The sequence below is a fragment of the Streptomyces sp. CCM_MD2014 genome, assembly GCF_000772045.1.
GTDB lineage: Bacteria > Actinomycetota > Actinomycetes > Streptomycetales > Streptomycetaceae > Streptomyces > Streptomyces salinarius.
Genome location: NZ_CP009754.1, coordinates 1422304 through 1444247, shown reverse-complemented (window position 1 = coordinate 1444247; position 21944 = coordinate 1422304). Strand labels below are relative to the sequence as shown.

Sequence of the window (21944 nt, the reverse complement as noted above, 5' to 3'; positions counted from 1 at the left end):
AGGGAGAAGTCATACAACGGGGAAACGGAGTTCGTACAGTGCCCGCGCGTCCGCGGGAAGTCGGCCGGCCGTCCGGGTGCGACGACGCAGCGCAGGCGCGGTCCGCCGCGGGAGCCCGGAGCGGCGGCGTGGCCGCACGCGCGGGCGGTCCAGCGCAGACGGCGCGTTGTACGGGGCGCGGGCTCCCCGCGGCTGTGATCCGTGTGTCACTCCGCGCGCCCTGCCGGGACGTGACGCCCCGGGAAATGATGTGCGGACCGCGTGTGAGCCAGGCGAATCCGCGTACCCGCTCCAGGGCAGACGGGCGGGTGTGCGGGGGAAGGACTCAACCTTGTTGCTGCTCATCTCTCCGGACGGTGTAGACGAGGCCCTCGATTGCGCGAAGGCGGCCGAGCACCTGGACATCGTCGACGTCAAGAAGCCCGACGAGGGCTCGCTCGGCGCCAACTACCCGTGGGTCATCCGGGAGATCCGCGCGGCGGTCCCGGCGGACAAGCCGGTCTCCGCCACCGTGGGGGACGTGCCGTACAAGCCCGGCACGGTGGCCCAGGCGGCACTCGGCGCCGCCGTGTCCGGGGCCACGTACATCAAGGTCGGCCTCTACGGATGCGCCACACCCGAGCAGGCCGTCGAGGTCATGCGCGGGGTCGTCCGTGCGGTGAAGGAGCACCGGCCGGACGCCTTCGTCGTCGCCTCGGGATACGCCGACGCCCACCGCATCGGCTGTGTCAACCCGCTCGCGCTGCCCGACATCGCGCGCCGTTCGGGTTCCGACGCCGCCATGCTCGACACCGCGATCAAGGACGGGACGCGGCTGTTCGACCACGTTCCGCCCGACGTGTGCGCCGAGTTCGTACGGCGTGCCCACGACGCCGGCCTCCTCGCCGCGCTGGCGGGCAGCGTCGGGAGCGGCGACCTGGGCGAACTGGCCCGCATCGGGACGGACATCGTCGGAGTGCGCGGCGCGGTCTGCGAGGGTGGGGACCGCGATAAGGGCCGGATCCGACCGCACCTGGTGGCAGCCTTCCGGGCGGAGATGGACCGGCACGTCCGCGAGCACGCGGCCGCGACCGCGGTACAGAGCTGATCACGACCTTGGCAACCGGACGTTCACCCCGCACGCCGGGAGACCGGGGCGGGCACTTCACCGTCGTCGACCCGTCGACCGGCGAAGCGTTCGACGAGGCTCCCGACCGGCGACCGGAGGAACTGGACGCGGCCGTCGACCGGGCCCACGCGGCCTGGCACGACTGGCGGGCAGACCCGGTCGCGCGTAAAGCGGCGTTGCTCGCGGCGGCGGACGCCGTCGACGCGGCCGCCGCCGCTCTCGCCCCGCTCCTCACCCGCGAACAGGGCAAACCGCTGACCGAGTCGCACGCGGAGGTGGCCCGCACGGCCGCCCGGCTGCGCTACTTCGCCCAACTGGACCCCGGGACGCAGCCGATCGCGGACGGTCGCCCGGTGCACAGCCGGCTGCGGTGGCGGCCGATCGGGCCCGTCGCCGCGATCGTCCCGTGGAACTTCCCCCTGCAGCTGGCGTCGGCGAAGTTCGCACCGGCGCTCGCCGCGGGCAACACGATCGTGCTCAAACCCTCACCGTTCACTCCCCTCGCCACACGGATGCTGGGGTCCGTCCTCGCCGGTGCCCTGCCCGAGGGCGTACTGACGATCCTCACCGGAACGGAACCGCTCGGCGCCCGTCTCGCGTCGCACCCGGGGATCCGCCACGTGAGCTTCACCGGGTCGGCGGCCACGGGACGGGCCGTCGCCGCGGGCGCGGCGGCCACACTCGCCCGCGTCACCCTGGAACTGGGAGGCAATGACGCCGCCGTCCTGCTCGACGACGTCGACGTGGAGGAGATCGCGGACCGGCTGTTCTGGGCGGCGTTCCGCAACTGCGGCCAGGTCTGCATGGCGGTCAAACGCGTCTACGCCCCCGCCCGGCTCTACAGCCGGGTGGTCGACGCCCTCGCCCATCGGGCCGACACGGCCGCCGTCGGACCCGGACTCGACCCGGCCTCCCGCATCGGGCCGGTCAACAACGCCCCGCAACTCGCCCGCGTGGAGCACCACACGGCCCGCGCCTTGGCCGACGGCGGCCGGGCCGTGGCCGGTGGCCACCGCCTGGACCGGCCGGGGTACTTCTTCGCCCCGACGATCCTGGCCGACGTGCCGGCCGACAGCCCGGTGGTGACCGAGGAACAGTTCGGCCCGGTCCTGCCGGTCCTGCCGTACGACAGCCTCGACGAAGCCGTCCGGGCGGCCAACGGCACCGGCTTCGGACTGGGCGGCTCGGTGTGGGGCACCGACCTCGACCGGGCCGCGGCCGTCGCCGACCGCCTGGAGTGCGGAACGGCCTGGATCAACCACCACGCCGAACTCTCCCTGGCCCAGCCCTTCGCGGGTGCCAAGGACAGCGGTGTCGGCGTAGCGGGCGGACCGTGGGGGCTCTACGGAAACCTCAGACCGTTCGTCGTGCACCGCCCGAAGGAGGCGTGAAGTGAGGTTCGGCGCGGCCGTACTGCGCTCGTACGAGGATCCGTTCACCGTCGAGGAGGTGGTGCTGGCGGACGGGCCGGCCGAAGGGGAGGTCCTGGTCCGGATCGCCGGCTGCGGGATGTGCCGGACCGACCTGGCGGTGCGGCGCTCGGCCGGCCGCTCCCCCTTGCCGGCGGTCCTCGGCCACGAGGGGGCCGGGGTCGTGGTGGAGACGGGAGGCACGGGCACCGGCCCGAGCCCCGGCGACCACGTGGTGCTGAGCTTCGACTCCTGCGGGCACTGCCGCAACTGCTTGGGCGCGGCCCCCGCCTACTGCGATTCCTTCGCCTCGCTGAACCTGTTCGGCGGGCGCGAGGAGCGTGCCGCACGCTTCACCGACCCGACCGGGACGCCCCTGGCCCCTCGCTGGTTCGGCCAGTCCTCGTTCGCCGAGTACGCGCTGGTCCCGGCCCGCAACGCCGTCCGGGTCGATCCCTCGCTGCCCCTGGAACTGCTCGGACCGCTCGGTTGCGGCTTCCTCACCGGCGCCGGCGCGGTCCTCAACTCCTTCGGGGCCGGCCCAGGTGACACCCTCGTCGTCTTCGGCGCGGGCGCGGTGGGCCTGGCCGCGCTGATGGCGGCTCACGCCGCCGGCGCGGTGACCGTGGCGGTCGACCGGCATCCCGGGCGGCTGGCCCTCGCCGAGCGGTTCCACGCCGTTGCCGTCCCGGCCACTGCGACCGGCCTGTCCGACCGAGTTCTGCGGCTGACCGGCGGGGGAGCGGCGTACGCGCTGGACACCACGGGGGCCGCCGGGCTGATCAACGAGGCGCTCCGGTCGCTGCGCCCGACCGGCCGGCTCGGCCTCGTGGCCCGGCTCCACGACACCCTGCCGCTCGAGGTGGGGACGCTGGACCGGGGGCGCACGATCTCCCACATCTGCGAGGGCGACGCCGTGCCCGGAGTGCTGATCCCCCGCCTCACCGCGCTCTGGCAGGCCGGGCGCTTCCCCTTCGACGAGCTGATCCGTACCTATCCGCTCGCCGACATCAACGAGGCCGAACACGACTGCGAGACGGGCCGCGTCGTCAAACCCGTCCTCATCCCGGACGGCCGACGGCACTGAACACGCCGCGCACCGCCGCCCACCCAGGCCGGCGCCTCCGACGGACGCCCGGCCCCACACGACCCCACCAGGGAGAAGGCATGGCCGACACGGCATCGCTCAGCACCAGTACGGACGGCGTGGAGGGAGGAGTGGGGCTGACCGCCCTCCTGGTCGCCGCGGCCCGGGCGATCGAGACCCACCGTCCCGACAGCCTCGCCCAGGACGGCTACGCGGAGCACTTCGTGCTGGGCGCCGAGGCATCCGCGCACTGGCCGGTCCGGCTGGAGCAGGCCCCGGACGGGGACACGAGCCCCCTCTGGGGGCGCTTCGCCCGCTACTTCGGCCTGCGCACCCGGGTTCTCGACGACTTCCTGCTCCGGTCGGTCCGGTCCGCCGGCATCCGTCAGGCGGTGCTGCTGGGGGCGGGGTTGGATTCGCGGGCCTTCCGGCTCGACTGGCCCTCCGACTGCGTGATCTACGAGATCGACAGGGACGGAGTCCTCGCGTTCAAGCACAAGATCCTCGACGCCTTGGCGGCCGAACCCCGGGCGGCGCGCGTGCCGATCGGCATCGACTTGCGCGCCGACTGGGCCGGCGCGCTGACGGCCGCCGGCTTCGACCCCAGGATCCCCACCGTGTGGCTGGTCGAAGGGCTGCTGTTCTACCTGCCTCACGCCGTCGAGACCGCGCTCATCGACACGGTGGACCGGCTGAGCGCGCCCGGCAGCACCCTGGCGTACGAGGTCAAGCTCGAGAAGGACCTGATGGCGTACCGCGACAGTCCGCTTTACACGTCCACGCGCCGGCAACTCGGCATCGACCTGCTCGACCTGTTCAGCCGGGAGCCGCGGCCCGACTCCGCGGCCCGTCTGACGGGCAGGGGCTGGACCGCGTCGGTCCACACCCCCTTCGACTTCACCCGCCTGCACGGACGCGGCCCGCTGCCCGAGGAGAACGACGCCCTGGGCGGCAACCGCTGGGTGTTCGCGGACAGAGCGCGGTCGGCGTGAGGGGGCCGGACCGTTTCATGCATGGATTCACCGTTTCCCCCCGTTCGTGTGTCAAGAGCCGCTGTTTCCTGTGGGAGCGGTCGGGACGACTGGATAGTGGGGTCGGCCGCCGGGGCAGCTCCCCGGCGCATTCGGACGGCAAGGACCCACCGAGAAAGGCAGGGTGCACCATGGTGCCCACCACCGAGGCGACCGACCGCATCGAGCTGGTCTTCTCCCTCTTCGACGCCGATGGCAACGGCTACTTGGAACGCGCCGACTTCGATCTCATGAGCAACCGCGTGGTGGCCGCGGTGCCCGCCGCCCAGGAGGCCGTCAAGGACAGGCTCGCCGGTGCCTTCCGCCGCTACGGTGAGACGCTCCTGACCGAGCTGGACGCCAACGGCGACGGCCGGGTGAGCCCCGAGGAGTTCACCTCCGTCGTCCTCAACCCGCAGCGGTTCGACGGAGCCGTGGACGAGTTCGCCGAAGCCCTCGCGGCGATGGGCGATCCGGACGGCGACGGCTTCGTCGCCCGCCCCGAGTTCGTCGCGCTGATGATCGCGATCGGCTTCGCACGGCCCAACATCGAGGCCCTCTTCGAGGCCTTCGGCCCGGACGGGCAGGACCGCGTGCGGGTGTCCACCTGGGCCGATGCCATCAGGGACTACTACCGCCCCGAGAAGTCCGGCATCGCCGGCGACCACCTGGTCCCACGGCCCTGACGAGCCGGGTGGGGCGGGTTCCGCCGTCCGTCTGAGAGGCGTTCGACCTGATGGGGAGGGTGGCGTCGGCCGGTGGCGCGGATCTACGCTGCCTGCGGCAGCGGCCGAGGCCGGCAGCCCGGCCCGGGGCGGCGGCGGAGACGGGGCCGGGTGGAGGGGGAAGGTGTTCCGCGCCCGTTCTCCCCGGGCCCTCCCCGCGGGCGCGTCGCGCTGCCGCACAGGCCCGTCAACGCACCCGAACACCGAGGTCAGGCATGCAGTTCACGACTCGCCCCACCCTCCAGGGCACCTTCGGCATGGTGTCCTCCACGCACTGGCTGGCCTCGCAGTCGGCCATGGCGGTGCTGGAGGACGGAGGCAACGCCTACGACGCCGCCGTGGCCGGAGCCTTCGTGCTGCACGTCGTCGAGCCGCACCTCAACGGGCCCGCCGGAGAGGTGCCGATCCTGCTCGCCCCGGCGGACGGCGAGGTTCGGGTGCTGTGCGGGCAGGGCGTGGCGCCCGCCGGAGCGACGGTCGCGCACTACAAGGGGCTCGGACTCGACCTTGTCCCCGGCACCGGACCGCTCGCCGCCGCCGTGCCCGGTGCCTTCGACGCCTGGCTGCTCCTGCTGCGCGACCACGGCACCAAGTCGTTGGCCGACGTGCTGAAGTACGCCATCGGCTACGCCGAGCACGGGCACGCACCCGTGGAGCGCGTCGCGCAGACCGTGGAGACCGTCCGGGAGCTGTTCGAGACGGAGTGGACCTCCTCCGCCGAGGTCTACCTGCCGGACGGCCGCCCGCCCCGCCCCGGCGAGTTGCTGCGCAACCCCGTCCTCGCCGCCACCTGGCGACGGCTGCTCGCCGAGACGGCGGGAGCGGGGGACCGGGAGGCGGAGATCGACGCGGCCCGCGAGGTCTGGCGCTGCGGATTCATAGCCGAGGCGCTCGTACGGCAGGCGGGGCGGCCCACCCTGGACACCAGCGGTGAACGCCACACCGGCACCCTGACCGCGGCCGACCTCGCCGGCTGGTCGGCCCACTACGAAGCCCCGGCGACGTACGACTGGAACGGCTGGACCCTGTGCAAGGCCGGCCCGTGGAGCCAGGGACCCGTCCTGCTCCAGCAGTTGGCGCTGCTCCCGCCCGAACTCCCCGCCCACGGCTCCGCCGACTACGTCCACCTGCTGGTCGAGGGCTGCAAGCTCGCCATGGCCGACCGCGAGGCCTGGTACGGCGACGCGGACGGCGCGGACCGGGTGCCGCTGGACGAGCTGCTGTCGCCGGAGTACAACGCGGAGCGGCGCCGACTCGTGGGCGACAAGGCATCCTTCGAACTGCGGCCCGGCGCACCCGGCGGACGCACCCCGCGGCTCAGCGCGCACGCCCTCGTCGCGGCCGTGGAGGGGGAGGGCCTCGACGCCCTGGGGGTGGGCGAACCGACGGTCGCCAAGAGCCCGACGTCCCCGGTGCCGGGTGAGCCGGACGTGGCGGCCGACGGGGGCACCCGCGGCGACACCTGCCACCTCGACATCGTGGACCGCTGGGGCAACATGGTCTCGGCCACGCCCAGCGGCGGCTGGCTGCAGTCCAACCCCGTCGTGCCCGAGCTGGGATTCCCGCTCGGCACCCGGCTCCAGATGGCCTGGCTGGAGGAGGGCCTGCCCAACTCGCTCACGCCGGGCCGCCGCCCCCGTACCACGCTCACGCCGTCCGTCGCCCTGCGCGACGGGGTGCCGGTCATGGCCTTCGGCACCCCCGGCGGTGACCAGCAGGACCAGTGGCAGACGCACTTCTTCCTCGCCGTCGCGCTGCGCGCGCGGGTGCGCGGCGGACTCGACCTCCAGGGTGCGATCGACGCCCCGAACTGGCACAACGACGGCTTCCCCGGCTCCTTCTTCCCGCGCGGCATGCGGGCGGGTTCCGTCACGGTGGAGTCCCGGATGCCGGCGGAGGTCGTCGAGGAGCTGCGGCGGCGCGGGCACGACGTGACGGTGGGGGAGGCGTGGTCGGAGGGCCGGCTGTGCGCCGTCGCGCGGGACCCGGAGACGGGAGTGCTGTCGGCGGCGGCGAACCCGCGCGGCATGCAGGGCTACGCGGTGGGCCGCTGACCGGCACGCCGCCCCGGCCCCCCGGCGCCCGCACCGGCACACGCGCCCGTGCACCCGATGTTCGTGCCGATTCCACCCGGAGTACACCGTCCGGGTGGGGATTGTCAGTGGCGCGTGCTCTCATGGAGTCATGATCGAGAAGAACGAAACCATCGACGAGTTTCTCTCCCGGCACACCGACGAGGTCGAGGCGGCCGTGCGCAAGGCGGCCGCCCAGGAGATCATGCCGCGCTGGCGCCGGCTCGCGGCAGACGAGGTCGACCAGAAGACCGGCCCGCACGACCTGGTCACGGACGCCGACCGTCTGGCAGAGGTCTGCCTGACGGAGGTCCTGGCCGGCCTGCTGCCGGGCTCGGTGGTGGTCGGCGAGGAGGCCGTGCACGCCAACCCCGCGTCCTACGAGGCGATACGCGGCGAAGCACCGGTGTGGATCATCGACCCGGTCGACGGGACCCGGCAGTTCGTGCGCGGCGAGGAAGGCTTTTGCACGCTGGTGGCGCTCGCCCACCACGGCGTCGTGCACGCCTCCTGGACCTACGCCCCCGTCGACGACCGGCTCGCGACGGCCGTACGCGGCAGGGGCGCCTTCCTGGACGGTGAGCGGCTGTACGCGGGACCGCCCGAGCCCGGCCGCGAGCTGCGGGTCGCCACCTCCCACCCGGACTACACGACGGACGAGCAGAAGCGCGCCCTGCTCGCCCTGCGCACCCCGGGCGTGGCCCCCCGCCCCTGCGGTTCGGCCGGCCTGGAGTACCTGGCGGTCGCCCGGGGCGAAGCCGACGCCACCGCCTTCTCCTGGGAGGCGGCGTGGGACCACGCGGCCGGTCTCCTCCTGGTCGAGGAGGCGGGCGGCGCCCACCTGACCCGCACGGGCGAGCCCTTCCGCATCACCGGGGGCAACGACCTGCCGTTCACGGCCGCCCGGGACGCGGCCACGGCACGCCGGGTGGCGGCACTGCTGTCGGGGGAGGCGTGAGGCCCGACGGCCGCCGCGGGCGGGGCACCGCGACCGCGCGCCGTCCGGCCCCGGGCATATCCTGATCGCCAGTGGCCATCGGCTGACGAAGGGGTCCGAAGGTGCCGTCGATGCTCGATGCGGTCGTAGTGGGTGCGGGGCCGAACGGACTGACGGCTGCCGTGGAGCTGGCCCGGCGCGGCTTCTCGGTCGCCGTCTTCGAGGCCCGGGGCACCGTCGGCGGCGGAGCGCGCACCGAGGAGCTGACCCTGCCGGGCTTCCGGCACGACCCGTGCTCGGCCGCGCACCCGCTCGGCATCAATTCCCCGGCCTTCCGCGGCCTCCCCCTGGAGCGGTACGGCCTCGAGTGGCTGCACCCCGCGCTGCCCATGGCGCACCCCTTCCCCGACGGCTCGGCCGCCGTCCTGTCCCGGTCGGTCGGCGAGACCGCCGCCTCCTTCGGAGCGCGCGACGCGGGCACCTACCGCAGGCTGGTCGAGCGCTTCCTGCCCAGGTGGGACACGCTCGCCCGGGACTTCATGTCCCTGCCGCTGACCGCGCTGCCCCGCGATCCGGTCACCCTCGCCCGGTTCGGACTGGCCGGCCTGCCCCCGTCCACCTGGCTGATGCGCCGCTTCCGCGACGAGAAGGCCAAGACCCTGTTCGCCGGGCTCGTCGCGCACGTCATGGCCCCGCTCGGCGGCCTCGCCACCGGCGCCATAGGCCTGGTCTTCGCGCTCGCCGCGCACGCCCGCGGCTGGCCGGTGGCCCGTGGCGGCTCCCAGTCGATCTCCGACGCCCTCGCCGCGTACCTGCGCGACCTCGGCGGCACCGTCCACACCGACTACGAGGTCAAGCGCCTCGACGACCTGCCGCCCGCGCGGGCGTACGTCTTCGACACCTCGCCCACGGCCCTGGCCCGCATCGCGGGTCTCGGCCACCACTACGCGAACTACCGGTACGGGCCCGGCGTGTTCAAGATCGACTACGCGCTGGACGGCCCCGTCCCGTGGACGGCCGAGGAGCCCCGCGGCGCGGGCACCGTCCAGATCGGCGCCGACAGCGCGGAGATCGGCGCCGCACTGGACGCGGCCTCCGGCACCGACCGCGCGCCCGAGCGGCCGTTCCTCATCACCGTGCAGCCCAGCGTCGTCGACCCCACCCGGGCCCCGGCCGGCCGGCATGTCTTCTGGGCGTACGGCCACGTCCCCAACGGCTGGACCGGCGACCTCACCGACGCGATCGAACGCCAACTGGAGCGCTTCGCGCCGGGGTTCCGCGACCGGGTCCTCGCCCGCGCCGCGGCCGGCCCGCCCGAAATCGCCGCCCGCAACGCCAACTACGTCGGCGGTGACATCGCCTCCGGCGCCGTCTCCGGACTGCAACTGCTCCTGCGCCCCAAGCTGTCCCTGTTCCCGTACTCCACCCCGCACCCGGCCGTTTTCATCTGCTCGTCGGCCACCCCGCCCGGCCCCGGCGTCCACGGCATGTCGGGCCACAACGCGGCGAAGGCCGTCTGGCGGAGGCTGAGGCAGACATGACCGACATCACCCTGGTCCAGGGCGACATCACCCGCGAGAGCGCCGACGCGATCGTGAACGCCGCCAACTCCTCCCTTCTCGGCGGCGGAGGCGTCGACGGCGCCATCCACCGGCGCGGCGGCCCGGCGATCCTGGCGGAGTGCCGCAGGCTGCGCGCGGGCCGCCTGGGCAAGGGCCTGCCCACGGGCCGTGCCGTCGCCACCACCGCGGGCGACCTGGACGCGCGCTGGGTGATCCACACGGTCGGCCCGGTCTGGTCGGCCACCGAGGACCGCTCCGACCTCCTCGCCTCCTGCTACCGCGCATCCCTGCGCACCGCCGACGAGCTGAGGGCCCGCACGGTCGCCTTTCCCGCCATCTCCACCGGCGTCTACCGCTGGCCGCTGGACGACGCCGCCCGCATCGCCGTGGAGACGGTACGGGCCACGCGGACCTCGGTCACCGAGGTCCGCTTCGTCCTCTTCGACGCCCGGGCGTACGAGGCGTTCGCGGCGTGGGCGGGCTGAGCACCGTAGGCGTCCCGGCCGGTCCCGGGTCCCGGCGACCTACCGGCGGCGGAGGCGGAGTCCGCCGTGCGGGAAGCGGGCACGCACTCGTACGGCCCCGACGACCAGGGCGGTCACGGTGATCGCGGCACCGCCGCCGACGGGGTACAGGGAGTCGACGACCATGCTTCTGCGCTGATCGGCCACGGTCGCCCCGCCCACGTCCTGCCCGTTGAGCAGCAACCGGCAGTCGACCGTCTCGGACGGGACGCAGTAGGGCTCGAACGTCACGACGGCGTGCACGCCGAAGGCGATCAGCCCGACGCCGGCCGAGAGGGCGAGCAGCCACAGGAGGAAGGCCGCCACCGTCAGGACCGGGCCGTCGACGGCCAGTACCACGCCCACGATCCCGCTCACGCAGATGATCGCCGCGTACCCCAGGACGACCCACCCCCACCACCCGGTCGCGAACCCCACCGGCAGCAGGATGACCGAGAACACCACGCACCAGTACACCCCGTTGCGGAGGCTGTTCCGTACCTCTTCCATCGTCCCTTCCCGTCGTCGCGAGGCGGTGCCGGGCGCGGTCGCGCCGTCCCGGCCGGCCGTCCCGTGCCGAGTCCAGCGGCTGCCGAGTTGTTCAGCGAGCCGTTGTGCCGTGCTGAACATTCGCCGCTCCCCGCCGGGCACCCTCGCCACCTGGCTTGACGCTTTATTGCGACTGATGTGCAATAGCCACGCAACGACAACAAGCGTGGGGGAGACATGACAGCCCGTCGGACCCGTTGGACCCGTCGGACCGATCGGAGCCTTCCGATACGAAGCACCGCCGCCGCGGTGGTGTTCGCCGCCGGCGCGGCGGCCTGCTCCGCACCCTCGGACGGGGGGAAGGACGACGACGCCGGGGCCGCCGAGTCCGTCGTGATCGGAGTGGCCTCGGAACCGGACACCCTCAGCCCGCTGCTGGGCTACGGCAAGGACGGCAACTCCAAGATCTTCGACGGGCTGCTCGCCCGCGACACCGACCTGGAACTGAAGCCCGCGCTCGCCACCGCGCTGCCCAAGATCACCGACGGCGGCCGGACGTACACGTACACACTGCGCGACGGCGTGAAGTTCAGCGACGGCGAACCGCTGACCGCCGAGGACGTGGTGTACACGTACCGCACCGTCCTCGACCAGAAGACCAACAACACCGCCCGCAGTGAACTCGACGCCGTGAAGGCCGTCCGCGCGAGCGGGGACGACACCGTCGTCTTCACGCTCAAGTACCCGTACGCGCCCTTCGCGGCCCGCACCGTCCTGCCCATAGTCCCCGAGCACATCGCGGGCGAACAGGACCCCAACACCGGCGACTTCAACACCGAGCCGGTCGGCACCGGCCCGTACGTGCTCACCGGCTGGAGCAAGGGCGAGAAGCTCACCTTCAAGGCCAACCCGCACTACTGGGGTGCCGAGCCCGCGGTGAAGTCGTTCACCATGGCCGTCGTCCCCGACGACAACGTGCGCGCCACCCGGCTGCGCTCCGGCGACCTCGACGGCGCCGTCCTGCCGCCCAACCTCGCCGCCACCTTCGACAAGGACGACGGCCGGCGCACCTACCGGGCCAGCTCCTACGACTTCCGTGCCGTCACCCTGCCCACCTCGGGCAAGGTCACCGGCGACCGCGCGATCCGCAGGGCCCTGGACGCCGCCGTGGACCGGCAGGCCATGGTCGACACGATCCTCAGCGGCGCGGGCCGGCCGGCGTACGGGCCGCTGCCCGTCGACGACCCCTGGTACGAGCGCGGCATCGAGCGCCCGCACGACCCGGCGAAGGCGAAGCGCATCCTGGACGAGGCGGGCTGGAAGCCCGGCTCCGGCGGCGTCCGCGCCAAGGACGGGCAGCGCGCCTCGTTCACCCTGTACTACCCCTCCGGCGACAAGGTCCGCCAGGACCACGCGCTCGCCTACGCCTCCGACGCCAAGAAGGCCGGCATCGAGGTGAAGGTCGAGGGCGCCACCTGGGAGGTCATCGAACCGCGGATGAAGACCGACGCGGTCCTCGCGGGCCTCGGCAGCGTCGGCGACCCCGACTTCGGCCTCTACACCCTGCTGCACTCCTCCCTGGCCGGCGACGGCTTCAACAACATGGCCCACTACGACAATCCGGCCGTCGACGAGGCGCTCGACACCGGGCGCCGCAGCCAGGACCCGGAGAAGCGCGCGGCCGCCTACGACAGGATCCAGCAGGCCCTCGTCGACGACCCCGGCTACACCTTCCTCACCCACATCGACCACCTCTACGTCCTCGCCGACCGCTGGGACGGGCTGACCACCCAACTGGAGCCGCACGAGCACGGCTTCGCCAGCGGACCCTGGTGGAACATCGAGGACTGGCAGCCCGAGAAGTGACCGGAACCGCCCGGCGGCTGCCCTGGAGCGCGATGGCACGCCTCGCGGGGCGGCGGGCGCTGTTCGCCGTGCCCGTCGTCCTCGTCGTCACCTTCGGCGTGTTCGCGATCGCCGCCGCCTCACCCTTCGACCCCGTCAAGGCGTACGCCGGCACCGCCGCGCTCGGCGCCGACCAGGAGACCCTGGACCGGCTGCGCGAGAACCTCGGCGTGGACCAGTCCTTCGTCGCCCGCTGGTGGCACTGGCTGACCGACGCCCTCACCGGCGACCTCGGCCACTCCAGCGTGCTGCGACAGCCCGTTGCCCAGGTCATCGGCGAACGCCTCGTCTGGTCCGCCCTGTTGTGCGCCGTCGCCTTCGCCGTGGCCGTCACCCTCGGCACGCTCCTCGGCGTGCTGGCGGCCCGGCGGCCCGGCTCGACGCTCGACCGGGCGGTCACCTCCCTCGCGTACGTCCTGGAGGCGGCGCCGGTCTTCTGGATCGCGCTGCTCGCCGTGTGGCTGTTCGCCCTCCAGTGGGACGTGCTGCCCGCCGGCGGCCTCACCGACACCGCCAGCGAACAGGTCACCGCCGGGCAGGTCGCGGGACACATCGTGCTGCCCGCCGGCGTCCTCGCCGTCTCCCAACTGCCCTGGTTCACCCTCTACGTGCGCCAGGGTGTCGCCGACGCCCTCGCCGAGGACCCGGTGCGCGGCGCACGGGCCCGCGGTCTGCGGGAGAGCACGGTACTCCTCGGGCACGCCCTGCGCTCCGGACTGCTGCCCGTGCTCACCCTGATCGGCTCCCGCGTGCCCGAACTCATCACCGGCGCCCTGCTGGTGGAGAGCGTCTTCAGCTGGCCGGGCATCGCCGCCGCCACCGTCGAGGCGGCCACCGCCGTCGACTTCCCGCTGCTGGCCGCCCTGACCACGCTCGCCACCGCCGCCGTCCTCGTCGGCAACCTGCTGGCCGACCTGCTCTACGGACTCTTCGACCCGAGGGTGAAACTCAGTGAGATGTGATGTCCATGGCTGACGTCGCCGCCGCCGGGAAGACCGGCACCGTGTGGCGCTCCCGGAGCGGCGACCGCCGCTCCACCCGCACCCTGCGCCTGCGCGTCTGCGCCGCGCTGCTGACCGTCACCGTGCTCTCCGTGCTGCTCGTGCCGCCGCTGGTGCAGCTCGACCAGCAGGCCGTCGACCTGGCCGCCAAGCTCCGGGCACCCGGCTGGGCGCACCCCTTCGGCACCGACGACGTCGGCCGCGACCTGCTGCTGCGCTGCGTCTACGGCCTGCGCGTCTCCCTGCTCGTCGGCGTGGCGGCCGCGCTGACCGCGACGGTCGTCGGCACCGCCGTGGGCGCCACCGCCGGTGCGCTGGGCGGCTGGGTCGACCGGGGCGTCATGCGCGTCGTCGACGCCCTGTCCTCCGTGCCGCACCTGCTGATGGGCATCTTCATCGTCGCCATGTTCCGGCCGGGCGTCTGGCCCGTCGTGGCCTCCGTCGCGCTCACCCACTGGCTGTCCACCGCGCGCATCGTCCGCGCCGAGGTGCTGTCCCTGCGCGCCCGTCCCCACATCGACGCGGCCGTGTCCGGCGGCGCCTCCCGGTGGCGGGTGACGGTACGGCACCTGCTGCCGGGCGTACTGCCACAGGCCGCGCTCGCCGCCGTGCTGATGGTGCCGCACGCCATGTGGCACGAGTCGGCGCTCTCCTTCCTCGGCCTCGGCCTGCCCACCCACACCGCGAGCCTCGGCAACCTCATCCAGGAGGCGCGGGGTTCGCTGCTGGCCGGGCAGTGGTGGCCCACCCTCTTCCCCGGCCTGTTCATCATCGTGCCGACCCTCGCCGTCGCCGGACTCGCGGGCGCCTGGCGGGAGCGGATCAACCCCCGCAGCCGATCGGAGCTGATGCTGTGACCGGGCCAACCCCCGTGCCGTCGGTGCCGCCCGTGCTGTCGGTGCACGGTCTGTCGGTGCGCTTCCGCATGCCGGGCGGGCGCCGCGTCGCCGCCGTCACCGACGCCCGCTTCGACGTGGCGGCCGGCGAGTGCCTGGCCCTGATCGGCGAGAGCGGCTGCGGCAAGTCCGTCCTCGCCTCCGCCCTGCTCGGGCTGCTGCCCGGCAACGCGCAGACCGCGGGCCGCGCGCTCCTCGGCGACCTCGACCTGCTCGCCGCCGACGAACGGACCTTCGCCCGCACCGTACGGGGCCGGCTGATCGGCCTCGTCCCGCAGAGCCCGGCGGCCCACCTCACCCCGGTCCGCACCATCCGCTCACAGGTGGAGGAGACGGTCGCGGAACTCACCGGGGTTCGCGGCCGCACGGCCCTGCGCGAGGCCGCCGAGGCCGCCGCCGAACGCGCCGCGTTCCCGGTGGACCACCTCGACCGCCATCCGCACGAACTCTCCGGCGGTCTCGCCCAGCGCGCCGCCACCGCCCTCGCCCTCGTCGGCGACGCCCCGCTGCTGCTCGCCGACGAGCCGACCACCGGGCTCGACCGGGACCTGGTGGACCACACGGTCGACGAGCTGAGACGACATGTCGACAAGGGCGGCAGCCGCGCCCTGCTGATGATCACCCACGACCTGGCCGCCGCCGAGCGCATCGCCGACCGCGTCGCCGTCATGTACGCCGGACGCGTCGTCGAACTCGCCGACGCCACCGCCTTCTTCGGCCCCCCCGGCCCACGCCACCCCTACAGCCGCGGCCTGCTCGACGCGCTGCCCGACCGCGCCTTCGTCCCCATCCCCGGCCTGCCGCCCGAACTCGGCGCCCTCCCCGACGGCTGCGCCTTCGCCGCGCGCTGCGACCGTGCGAGCGACGCCTGCGCCACCCTGCCCCCACTGCGCGGCGAGGTCGCCTGCCACCACCCGCACGCCGCACTCACGGAGGCCGTCGACCGTGCTTGAACTGCGCACCGTCACCGCCGGATACGACCGGAGGGCGCCCGTGTTCCGGGACGTCTCGCTGTCCGTGGCGCCCGGGGAGGCCGTCGGACTGCTCGGCCCCAGCGGCTGCGGCAAGTCCACCCTCGCCCGCGTCGCCGCCCTGCTGCACCGCCCCGACGCCGGCGCGCTGGTCCTCGACGGCACCCCCGTCCGGCGCTGGCGGCACGGCGCCCCGCGTGCCCTGCGCACCGCCTTCGGCGTCGTCTTCCAGCAGGCCCGCCTCTCCGCGGACCCCCGGCTGACACTCGCCGACCTGGTGGCCGAGCCGTTGCGCGCCACCGGCCGACGGGCTCAGGCCGCCGACCGGGTCGCCGAACTGGCCGCCACCGTGGGACTGACCACCGACCTGCTGAGCAGGCGCCCGCACGAGGTCAGCGACGGCCAGCTGCAGCGCGCGTGCCTGGCCCGGGCGCTGGTGCTGCGCCCGCGCTGGCTGGTGTGCGACGAGATGACCGCCATGCTGGACGCCTCGACCACGGCCGCCCTGGTCCGGGTGGTGGAGGACTACCGGGCCGGCACCGGAGCGGGACTGCTGGCCGTCGGCCACGACCGTGTCCTGCTGGACCGCTGGTGCGACCGCACCGTCGAGTGGGCCTCCGTGGTCCCCACGACCCGGAACTGACCCCCTGCTGCCCCGGCCGGGGTCAGCGGGTGCTCCACTTCTGGTTGTCCTGACCGTTGCACTCCCACAGCTGGAGCCTGGCGCCGTTGCCGGTCTTCTCGTCGACCACGTCCACGCACTTGTTGGCCTGCACGTTGACCAGGTCCTTGGGCCCGGCCAGGATGAACTGCTGGGCCGGGTTGCCGCTGCACACCGCCACCTGGACCACCGTGCCGTTGGCCGTACCGCCCCAGGTCGCGTCCATGCACAGGCCGAGCGAGCGGATCGTGCCGTCGGGCCGGAAGTCCCACTTCTGCCAGGCCTTGCCGGTGCAGTCCGCGATCTGCAGCGGCGCACCGTCCCGCCACTTGTGCCCCGCCACCTCGATGCAGCGGTTCGAGGCGTGACCGTAGATGGTCGTGCCGGGGGCGACGGGCTCCGGGGCCTCGGTGTCCGGCTTCTCCTCGCCGCCCCCGCCGGAGGTCTCCTTCTCGGGCTTCTTGGGAGCCGGCGCCTCTTCTTCTGCGCCCCCGCCCCCGCCGCCGTCGCCCTTCGGCTGCTCCGCGGCCGGTTCCTGCACCTTCGGCTGCTCGGCGGGCGCGGACTCGGCGGTGCTGGGCAGGGTCTGGGGGCTGGCACTGGGACTGGGGGCCAGTGCGGCGCCCGCCTGCTGGGTCTGCTCGGTGGCGCTGGTGCGGACCTGTGGCTTGTACGCGATCCAGATCATCACGAACGCCAGCGCGAGGGCCGTGAAGATGCCGAGGAAGGTGGCCAGCCAGCGGGGCAGGAAGCCGCGCTGGACGTAGGTGCCCTCGACGTCGGTGGGATCGACGCCGGAGCGGCGTACCGCCAGCTTGTACGGCCGTTCCTCCTTGGCCCCGAACCAGATGATCTGCTTCGGCTTCAGCGTCGTCTCCACGAACGCCGCACGGCCCGGCTCGATCTGCACGTTCGACGGCCGGATCTCGTACGAGAGGTGGTCGCCGGTGTCGCTGCCCGCGACCGAGGCGGTCACCTTCGTGTTGCCGAGGTTGTCCACCGCCAGCCGCGGCCGCCCCCGGAACCGCCCCTTCACCGTCGGCGGTACCAGTTCGGCCCGCACCTCGGTGAACGCCGTGATCGTGAGGTTTCCCTCCGGTACCGTCACCGCGTCGGGGTGCTCGGTCGGCGTGATGCGCACCGCGTACGGGTTCGGCCCCGCCGCCGCGTCCGGCGTACGCGGCGGAGCGAACGTCAGCTCCACGGTGCCGGTCGTGCCCGGGTACAGGCGCAGGGTCGGCGGCTCGACCGTCGTCCAGGGGGCCACGTCCCCGACGGGTTCGAACCGGTACTCGTCCACCACGTCACCGGTGTTGCGCACCCGCAGCCGTACGCGCGTACTGCTGCCGGGATCGACGGTGGCGGACGCGGGCTCCAGGGAAGTCCACAAGTTCACGCAAGGACGTTACGTGGTGATCGTCTCCAGGTCAGGAGCCCTGGGGGCAGACCCGGGTGCCCCGAGGGTCCGCGTCCCGTGCCCGGTCGGGCTGGAGGCACCGCCGCCCATCAGGAACAAACAAACTCCGACGGGATAATTGATTCGGTTCTGTTCGAGTTCTAGGGTGAGTCTGATCCGGTAGTCACCGCGTCACCGGCAGTTGAGCACCGCCCCACCCTCAACTGCATTCGAAGCACCGTGTGTTGAGCCGCCCCCGAAGCCCACGGAAGGCCACGGTCATGCCGCACTCTCCCGCGTCACCCGCCCCGTTCCCGGCCCGCCCGGTCGTCAGCCGCCGCCGTCTCCTGGAGGGCGGGGCCGCCGTCCTCGGCGCGCTCGCCCTCTCCGCGTCGCCCGTCGCCGCGCACGCCGCCGGACGGAGGGCGGCGGCCGACGAGACCCCGGAGTGGAACGACTTCGGTGTCTTCCGGCTCGGCACCGAACCGCCGCACGCCACACTCACGCCGTACGAGGACGTCAAGCAGGCACTCGCCGGAGACCGCGCCCGCTCGCCCTACCGGCTGAGCCTGGACGGCACCTGGAAGTTCGCCTACGCCGACCGCCCCGAGGACCGGGACGCCGACTTCCACCGCACCGACGTGGACGACGCCGACTGGGAGACCATCCCGGTCCCCTCCGTGTGGCAGCTGCACGGCCACGACTTCCCCATCTACCTGAACATCACCTACCCGTACTGGGGCCCCAACGGCCTGGGCGAGGAGCCGCAGCCGCCCGCCGCGCCGACCCGCTACAACCCGGTCGGCCAGTACCGGCGCACCTTCACCGTCCCCCGCGACTGGAAGGGCCGCCGCACCTTCCTCCACTTCGAGGGCGTCAAGTCCGCGCACTACGTGTGGATCAACGGCGAACTGGTCGGCTACGACGAGGACTCCTACACCCCCTCCGAGTACGACGTCACCGACCACCTCAAGCCCGGCACCAACCAGATCGCCGTCGAGGTCTACCGCTACTCCGACGGCGACTGGATGGAGGACCAGGACATGATCCGGGTGAGCGGCATCTTCCGCTCGGTCCACCTCTACTCCACCCCGGCCGTGCACCTGCGCGACTTCAAGCTCGACACCCCGCTCGACGCCACCTACACCGGCGCCGAACTGGCTGTCACCGCGAGCGTGCGGGCGTACGGCGAGGGCGGTACCGGCCGCTACACCGTCGAGACCCAGCTGTACGACGCGCGCGGCCACGCCGTCTGGTCCCGGCCGCTGGAGCAGCCCGTCGACGTCGGCGCGGCCCGCGCCGGCGAGGACGTCACCGTCCGGGCGGCCAAGGCCGTGCCCAAGCCCCGGCTCTGGTCCGCCGAACACCCCGACCTGTACACGGCCGTCCTGCGCCTGCGCGACCCCGCCGGGAAGGTGACCGAGACCCTGTCGCACCGGGTCGGCTTCCGCGAGTTCGCGCTCAAGGACGGGCTGATGCGGATCAACGGCGAGCCGGTGTCGATCCGCGGCACCAACCGCCACGAGATGCACCCCTCCCGCGGCACCGCGCTCACCCGCGAGGACATGGTCGAGGACATCAAGATCATCAAGCGGATGAACATGAACAGCGTCCGCACCTCGCACTACCCCAACAACCCGTACTGGCTGGAACTGGCCGACGAGTACGGCCTCTACCTCGTCGACGAGACCAACCTGGAGACCCACGGCATCCGCGGCGAGTACCCCGGCGACCACCCGGACTGGACCGCCGCCTGCGTCGCCCGCGCCCAGAACATGGTGCACCGCGACAAGAACCACGCCTCGGTCGTCATCTGGTCGCTGGGCAACGAGGCGGGCGGCGGCTCCACCTTCACCGCCATGCACGACTGGATCCGCTCCTACGACGACACCCGCGTCATCCAGTACGAGGGCGACGACCGCCCCGGCGTCAGCGACATCCGCTCGGAGATGTACGACAGCCCGCAGCGCGTCGAGCAGCGCGCGAAGGACACCTCCGACACCCGGCCGTACGTCATGATCGAGTACGCCCACTCGATGGGGAACTCGACCGGCAACTTCAAGAAGTACTGGGACATCGTCCGCCGGTACGACGTCCTCCAGGGCGGCTGGATCTGGGATTTCGTGGACCAGTCCCTCTACACGCCCGTCCCCGCCCGCACCCTGCTCACCGAGGCAGGACCCGCCGGGCTGCGCGGCGAGATCCTCGCCACCCGCGGCACCCTCGACCGCGACAAGGGCCTGTCCGGCATCACCGTCTTCGAACGCGACGACAGCCTCGACCTCACCGGCTCCCTGACCCTGGAAGCCTGGGTCACCCCGCACGTGACGGGCTACCACCAGCCGATCATCGCCAAGGGCGACACCCAGTACGCGCTGAAGCAGAACGGCCGGACCCTGGAGTTCTTCATCCACTCCGAGGGCCAGTGGATCACCGCGAACTGGACCGTGCCGGACGACTGGACCGGCCGCGAGCACCACCTCGCGGGCGTCTTCGACGCCGACGCCGGGACCCTGACCCTCTACGTCGACGGCACGGTCCGGGCCACCCGCACCACCGACCGGCGCCCCAGCAGCAACACCGCGCCCCTCGCCCTCGCCTCCGACGCCGACAACCAGGTACGGGAGTTCAGCGGCACCATCCGCCGCGCCCGCGTCTACGCCCGCGCCCTCGGCGCCGGCGAGCTGGCCTCCGACGGCCGCGGTCCCGGCGACGACGGCGTGCGGTTCTGGTTCGACGCCGCCACCGTGAAGAGCGAGCGGAAGCGGCCCCGGGACAAGACGTTCCTCGCCTACGGCGGCGACTGGGGTGACAACCCGAACGACGGCGCCTTCGTCGCGGACGGCATCGTCACCGCGGACCGCGGCCACACCGGCAAGGCCGCCGAGGTCAAGCGCGTCTACCAGGCCGTCAACGCGGTCAGCACCCCGGGCGGCGGCCCCGGCGCGGTCACCCTCGTCAACGAGTACCTCTTCACCCACCTCCGCGAGTTCGACGGCCGCTGGGAACTCGTCGCCGACGGCGAGGTCGTGCGGCGCGGAAAGCTGACCCGCGACCAACTGGACGTGGCACCGCGGTCGGAGAAGGACATCACCGTCCCTCTACGCCTGCCCCGCGACCCGGACCCGGGCACCGAGTACTTCCTGCAGCTCTCCTTCACCACCAAGGAGTCCACCCCCTGGGCGAAGGCGGGCTTCGAGGTGGCCCGGCAGCAGCTCCCCGTCGAGAGCGACGCCCCCGCCCCCGTCCCGGCACGCCTGGAGAGCGTCCCGGCCCTGCGCCACCAGGACCGCGACAAGGACGTCAGGATCACCGGCGAGGACTTCTCGGTCACCGTCGACAAGGCCACCGGCACCCTCACCTCCTACGAGGCCAAGGGCCGCCCCCTGATCACCTCCGGGCCCGTGCCCAACTTCTGGCGCGCGCCCACCGACAACGACAAGGGCAACGGCCAGCACACCCGCAACCAGACCTGGCGCGACGCCGGCGCCCGCCGCAAGGTCACCGGCGTAGCCGTGCGCGCGCTCGGCGACCGGGCGGTCGAGATCAAGGTCACCGGCACCCTGCCCACCTCGGTGGAGTCCGCCTACAGCACCACCTACACGGTGTTCGGCAACGGCGAGGTCAAGGTCGACAACACCCTGCACCCGGGCGCCGCGAACCTGCCGTACATCCCCGAGGTCGGCACCATGCTCTTCCTGCCGCGCCGTCTGGACCGCGTGCACTGGTACGGCCGCGGCCCCGAGGAGAACCACTGGGACCGCAACGACGGCACGGACGTCGGCCTGTACTCCGGGACCGTCGCCGAGCAGTGGACCCCCTACATCCGCCCGCAGGAGAACGGCAACAAGACCGACGTCCGCTGGATCGCCCTCACCGACCGGCACGGCGTGGGCCTGCTCGCCTCCGGCGAAACCCTGCTGGAGGCCAACGCCTCGTACTTCACGCCGGAGGATCTGTCGGCCGGCGTGCGGCACGACTACCAGCTCACCCCGAGGGACGAGGTCGTCCTGCGCCTGAACCACCGTCAGATGGGTGTCGGCGGCGACAACAGCTGGGGCGCGCACACCCACGACGAGTTCAAGCTCTTCGCCGACCGGGACTACGCGTACACCTACCGGCTGCGCCCGCTCACCGACGTCCGTGACGCCACGCGCGCCTCGCGGCGGCCGACGGCGACGGAGTAGAACCTGATGGGGATCGGGAGCCCGG

General features: G+C 73.1%; 17 protein-coding genes. 15 read left to right on the top strand and 2 right to left on the bottom strand.

Going from position 1 to position 21944, the window contains the following annotated elements:
• The first annotated feature begins 331 nt into the window (after positions 1 to 331).
• The 9 genes from NI25_RS06235 to NI25_RS06195 all read left to right on the top strand — a co-directional run bounded on the left by NI25_RS06235 (position 332) and on the right by NI25_RS06195 (position 10395).
• Entirely contained in the window at positions 332 to 1087 is a 756-nt protein-coding gene (locus NI25_RS06235; RefSeq protein WP_061441494.1) for a (5-formylfuran-3-yl)methyl phosphate synthase, read from the top strand.
• An 8-nt stretch (positions 1088 to 1095) separates the two neighbouring features.
• The gene (locus NI25_RS06230; protein WP_061441493.1) at positions 1096 to 2499 is read left to right on the top strand and encodes an aldehyde dehydrogenase family protein; all 1404 of its coding nucleotides are present in this window, start codon (positions 1096 to 1098) and stop codon (positions 2497 to 2499) included.
• Position 2500: 1 nt separating this feature from the next.
• Positions 2501 to 3604, top strand: coding sequence for an NAD(P)-dependent alcohol dehydrogenase (locus NI25_RS06225; protein WP_061441492.1), 1104 nt, complete (start codon positions 2501 to 2503; stop codon positions 3602 to 3604).
• Positions 3605 to 3684: 80 nt separating this feature from the next.
• Positions 3685 to 4596, top strand: coding sequence for a class I SAM-dependent methyltransferase (locus NI25_RS06220; protein ID WP_061441491.1), 912 nt, complete (start codon positions 3685 to 3687; stop codon positions 4594 to 4596).
• Between the two features lie 170 nt (positions 4597 to 4766).
• Entirely contained in the window at positions 4767 to 5300 is a 534-nt protein-coding gene (locus NI25_RS06215; RefSeq protein ID WP_061441490.1) for an EF-hand domain-containing protein, read from the top strand.
• A gap of 254 nt (positions 5301 to 5554) precedes the next feature.
• Positions 5555 to 7393, top strand: coding sequence for a gamma-glutamyltransferase family protein (locus NI25_RS06210; RefSeq protein ID WP_061441489.1), 1839 nt, complete (start codon positions 5555 to 5557; stop codon positions 7391 to 7393).
• Between the two features lie 130 nt (positions 7394 to 7523).
• Entirely contained in the window at positions 7524 to 8369 is an 846-nt protein-coding gene (locus NI25_RS06205; protein ID WP_061441488.1) for an inositol monophosphatase family protein, read from the top strand.
• Between the two features lie 110 nt (positions 8370 to 8479).
• Complete coding sequence (locus NI25_RS06200) at positions 8480 to 9889, top strand: phytoene desaturase family protein (protein WP_061441487.1); 1410 nt, start codon at positions 8480 to 8482, stop codon at positions 9887 to 9889.
• Positions 9886 to 10395 carry an O-acetyl-ADP-ribose deacetylase gene (locus tag NI25_RS06195; RefSeq protein ID WP_061441486.1) on the top strand — a complete coding sequence of 170 codons (510 nt, stop codon included), beginning with the start codon at positions 9886 to 9888 and terminating at the stop codon, positions 10393 to 10395. The genes NI25_RS06200 and NI25_RS06195 overlap by 4 nt, the downstream gene beginning before the upstream one ends.
• 39 nt (positions 10396 to 10434) lie before the next feature.
• On the opposite strand, the gene NI25_RS06190 is transcribed toward NI25_RS06195, so the two are convergent.
• Positions 10435 to 10923 (bottom strand): hypothetical protein, encoded by a 489-nt coding sequence (locus NI25_RS06190; protein ID WP_061441485.1) that lies wholly within the window; start codon positions 10921 to 10923, stop codon positions 10435 to 10437.
• A gap of 216 nt (positions 10924 to 11139) precedes the next feature.
• Between NI25_RS06190 and NI25_RS06185 the strand changes: the two genes are divergently transcribed.
• From NI25_RS06185 to NI25_RS06165, 5 genes are all read left to right on the top strand, one after another.
• Positions 11140 to 12768: an ABC transporter substrate-binding protein gene (locus NI25_RS06185; RefSeq protein WP_061441484.1), complete on the top strand. Its 1629-nt coding sequence runs from the start codon at positions 11140 to 11142 to the stop codon at positions 12766 to 12768.
• 32 nt (positions 12769 to 12800) lie between these two features.
• Positions 12801 to 13769: an ABC transporter permease gene (locus tag NI25_RS06180; protein ID WP_061446773.1), complete on the top strand. Its 969-nt coding sequence runs from the start codon at positions 12801 to 12803 to the stop codon at positions 13767 to 13769.
• Between the two features lie 5 nt (positions 13770 to 13774).
• On the top strand, positions 13775 to 14665 hold the full coding sequence (locus NI25_RS06175) for an ABC transporter permease (protein ID WP_061446775.1): 891 nt from the start codon (positions 13775 to 13777) through the stop codon (positions 14663 to 14665).
• 68 nt (positions 14666 to 14733) lie between these two features.
• Positions 14734 to 15657, top strand: coding sequence for an ABC transporter ATP-binding protein (locus tag NI25_RS06170; protein WP_061446774.1), 924 nt, complete (start codon positions 14734 to 14736; stop codon positions 15655 to 15657).
• The gene (locus NI25_RS06165; protein ID WP_061441483.1) at positions 15650 to 16318 is read left to right on the top strand and encodes an ABC transporter ATP-binding protein; all 669 of its coding nucleotides are present in this window, start codon (positions 15650 to 15652) and stop codon (positions 16316 to 16318) included. Before NI25_RS06170 ends, NI25_RS06165 begins: the two co-directional genes overlap by 8 nt.
• 22 nt (positions 16319 to 16340) lie before the next feature.
• Here NI25_RS06165 and NI25_RS06160 read toward each other — a convergent pair whose 3' ends face one another.
• A complete protein-coding gene (locus tag NI25_RS06160) occupies positions 16341 to 17732 on the bottom strand; it encodes an RICIN domain-containing protein (RefSeq protein WP_061441482.1) in 1392 nt (463 codons plus the stop codon).
• Positions 17733 to 18013: 281 nt separating this feature from the next.
• Here NI25_RS06160 and NI25_RS06155 point away from each other — a divergent pair, with 281 nt between their 5' ends.
• Entirely contained in the window at positions 18014 to 21919 is a 3906-nt protein-coding gene (locus NI25_RS06155; protein WP_061441481.1) for a glycoside hydrolase family 2 TIM barrel-domain containing protein, read from the top strand.
• Positions 21920 to 21944: the final 25 nt, after the last annotated feature.

Bases quoted from the DNA above. Each gene is read 5' to 3' on its own strand.
- NI25_RS06175 (WP_061446775.1), top strand. From the start codon at position 13,775: ATGGCTGACGTCGCCGCCGCCGGGAAGACCGGCACCGTGTGGCGCTCC.
- NI25_RS06185 (WP_061441484.1), top strand. From the start codon at position 11,140: ATGACAGCCCGTCGGACCCGTTGGACCCGTCGGACCGATCGGAGCCTT.
- NI25_RS06210 (WP_061441489.1), top strand. From the start codon at position 5,555: ATGCAGTTCACGACTCGCCCCACCCTCCAGGGCACCTTCGGCATGGTG.
- NI25_RS06155 (WP_061441481.1), top strand. From the start codon at position 18,014: ATGCCGCACTCTCCCGCGTCACCCGCCCCGTTCCCGGCCCGCCCGGTC.
- NI25_RS06215 (WP_061441490.1), top strand. From the start codon at position 4,767: ATGGTGCCCACCACCGAGGCGACCGACCGCATCGAGCTGGTCTTCTCC.
- NI25_RS06170 (WP_061446774.1), top strand. From the start codon at position 14,734: ATGCCGGGCGGGCGCCGCGTCGCCGCCGTCACCGACGCCCGCTTCGAC.
- NI25_RS06220 (WP_061441491.1), top strand. From the start codon at position 3,685: ATGGCCGACACGGCATCGCTCAGCACCAGTACGGACGGCGTGGAGGGA.
- NI25_RS06195 (WP_061441486.1), top strand. From the start codon at position 9,886: ATGACCGACATCACCCTGGTCCAGGGCGACATCACCCGCGAGAGCGCC.
- NI25_RS06180 (WP_061446773.1), top strand. From the start codon at position 12,801: ATGGCACGCCTCGCGGGGCGGCGGGCGCTGTTCGCCGTGCCCGTCGTC.
- NI25_RS06205 (WP_061441488.1), top strand. From the start codon at position 7,524: ATGATCGAGAAGAACGAAACCATCGACGAGTTTCTCTCCCGGCACACC.
- NI25_RS06200 (WP_061441487.1), top strand. From the start codon at position 8,480: ATGCTCGATGCGGTCGTAGTGGGTGCGGGGCCGAACGGACTGACGGCT.
- NI25_RS06190 (WP_061441485.1), bottom strand. From the start codon at position 10,923: ATGGAAGAGGTACGGAACAGCCTCCGCAACGGGGTGTACTGGTGCGTG.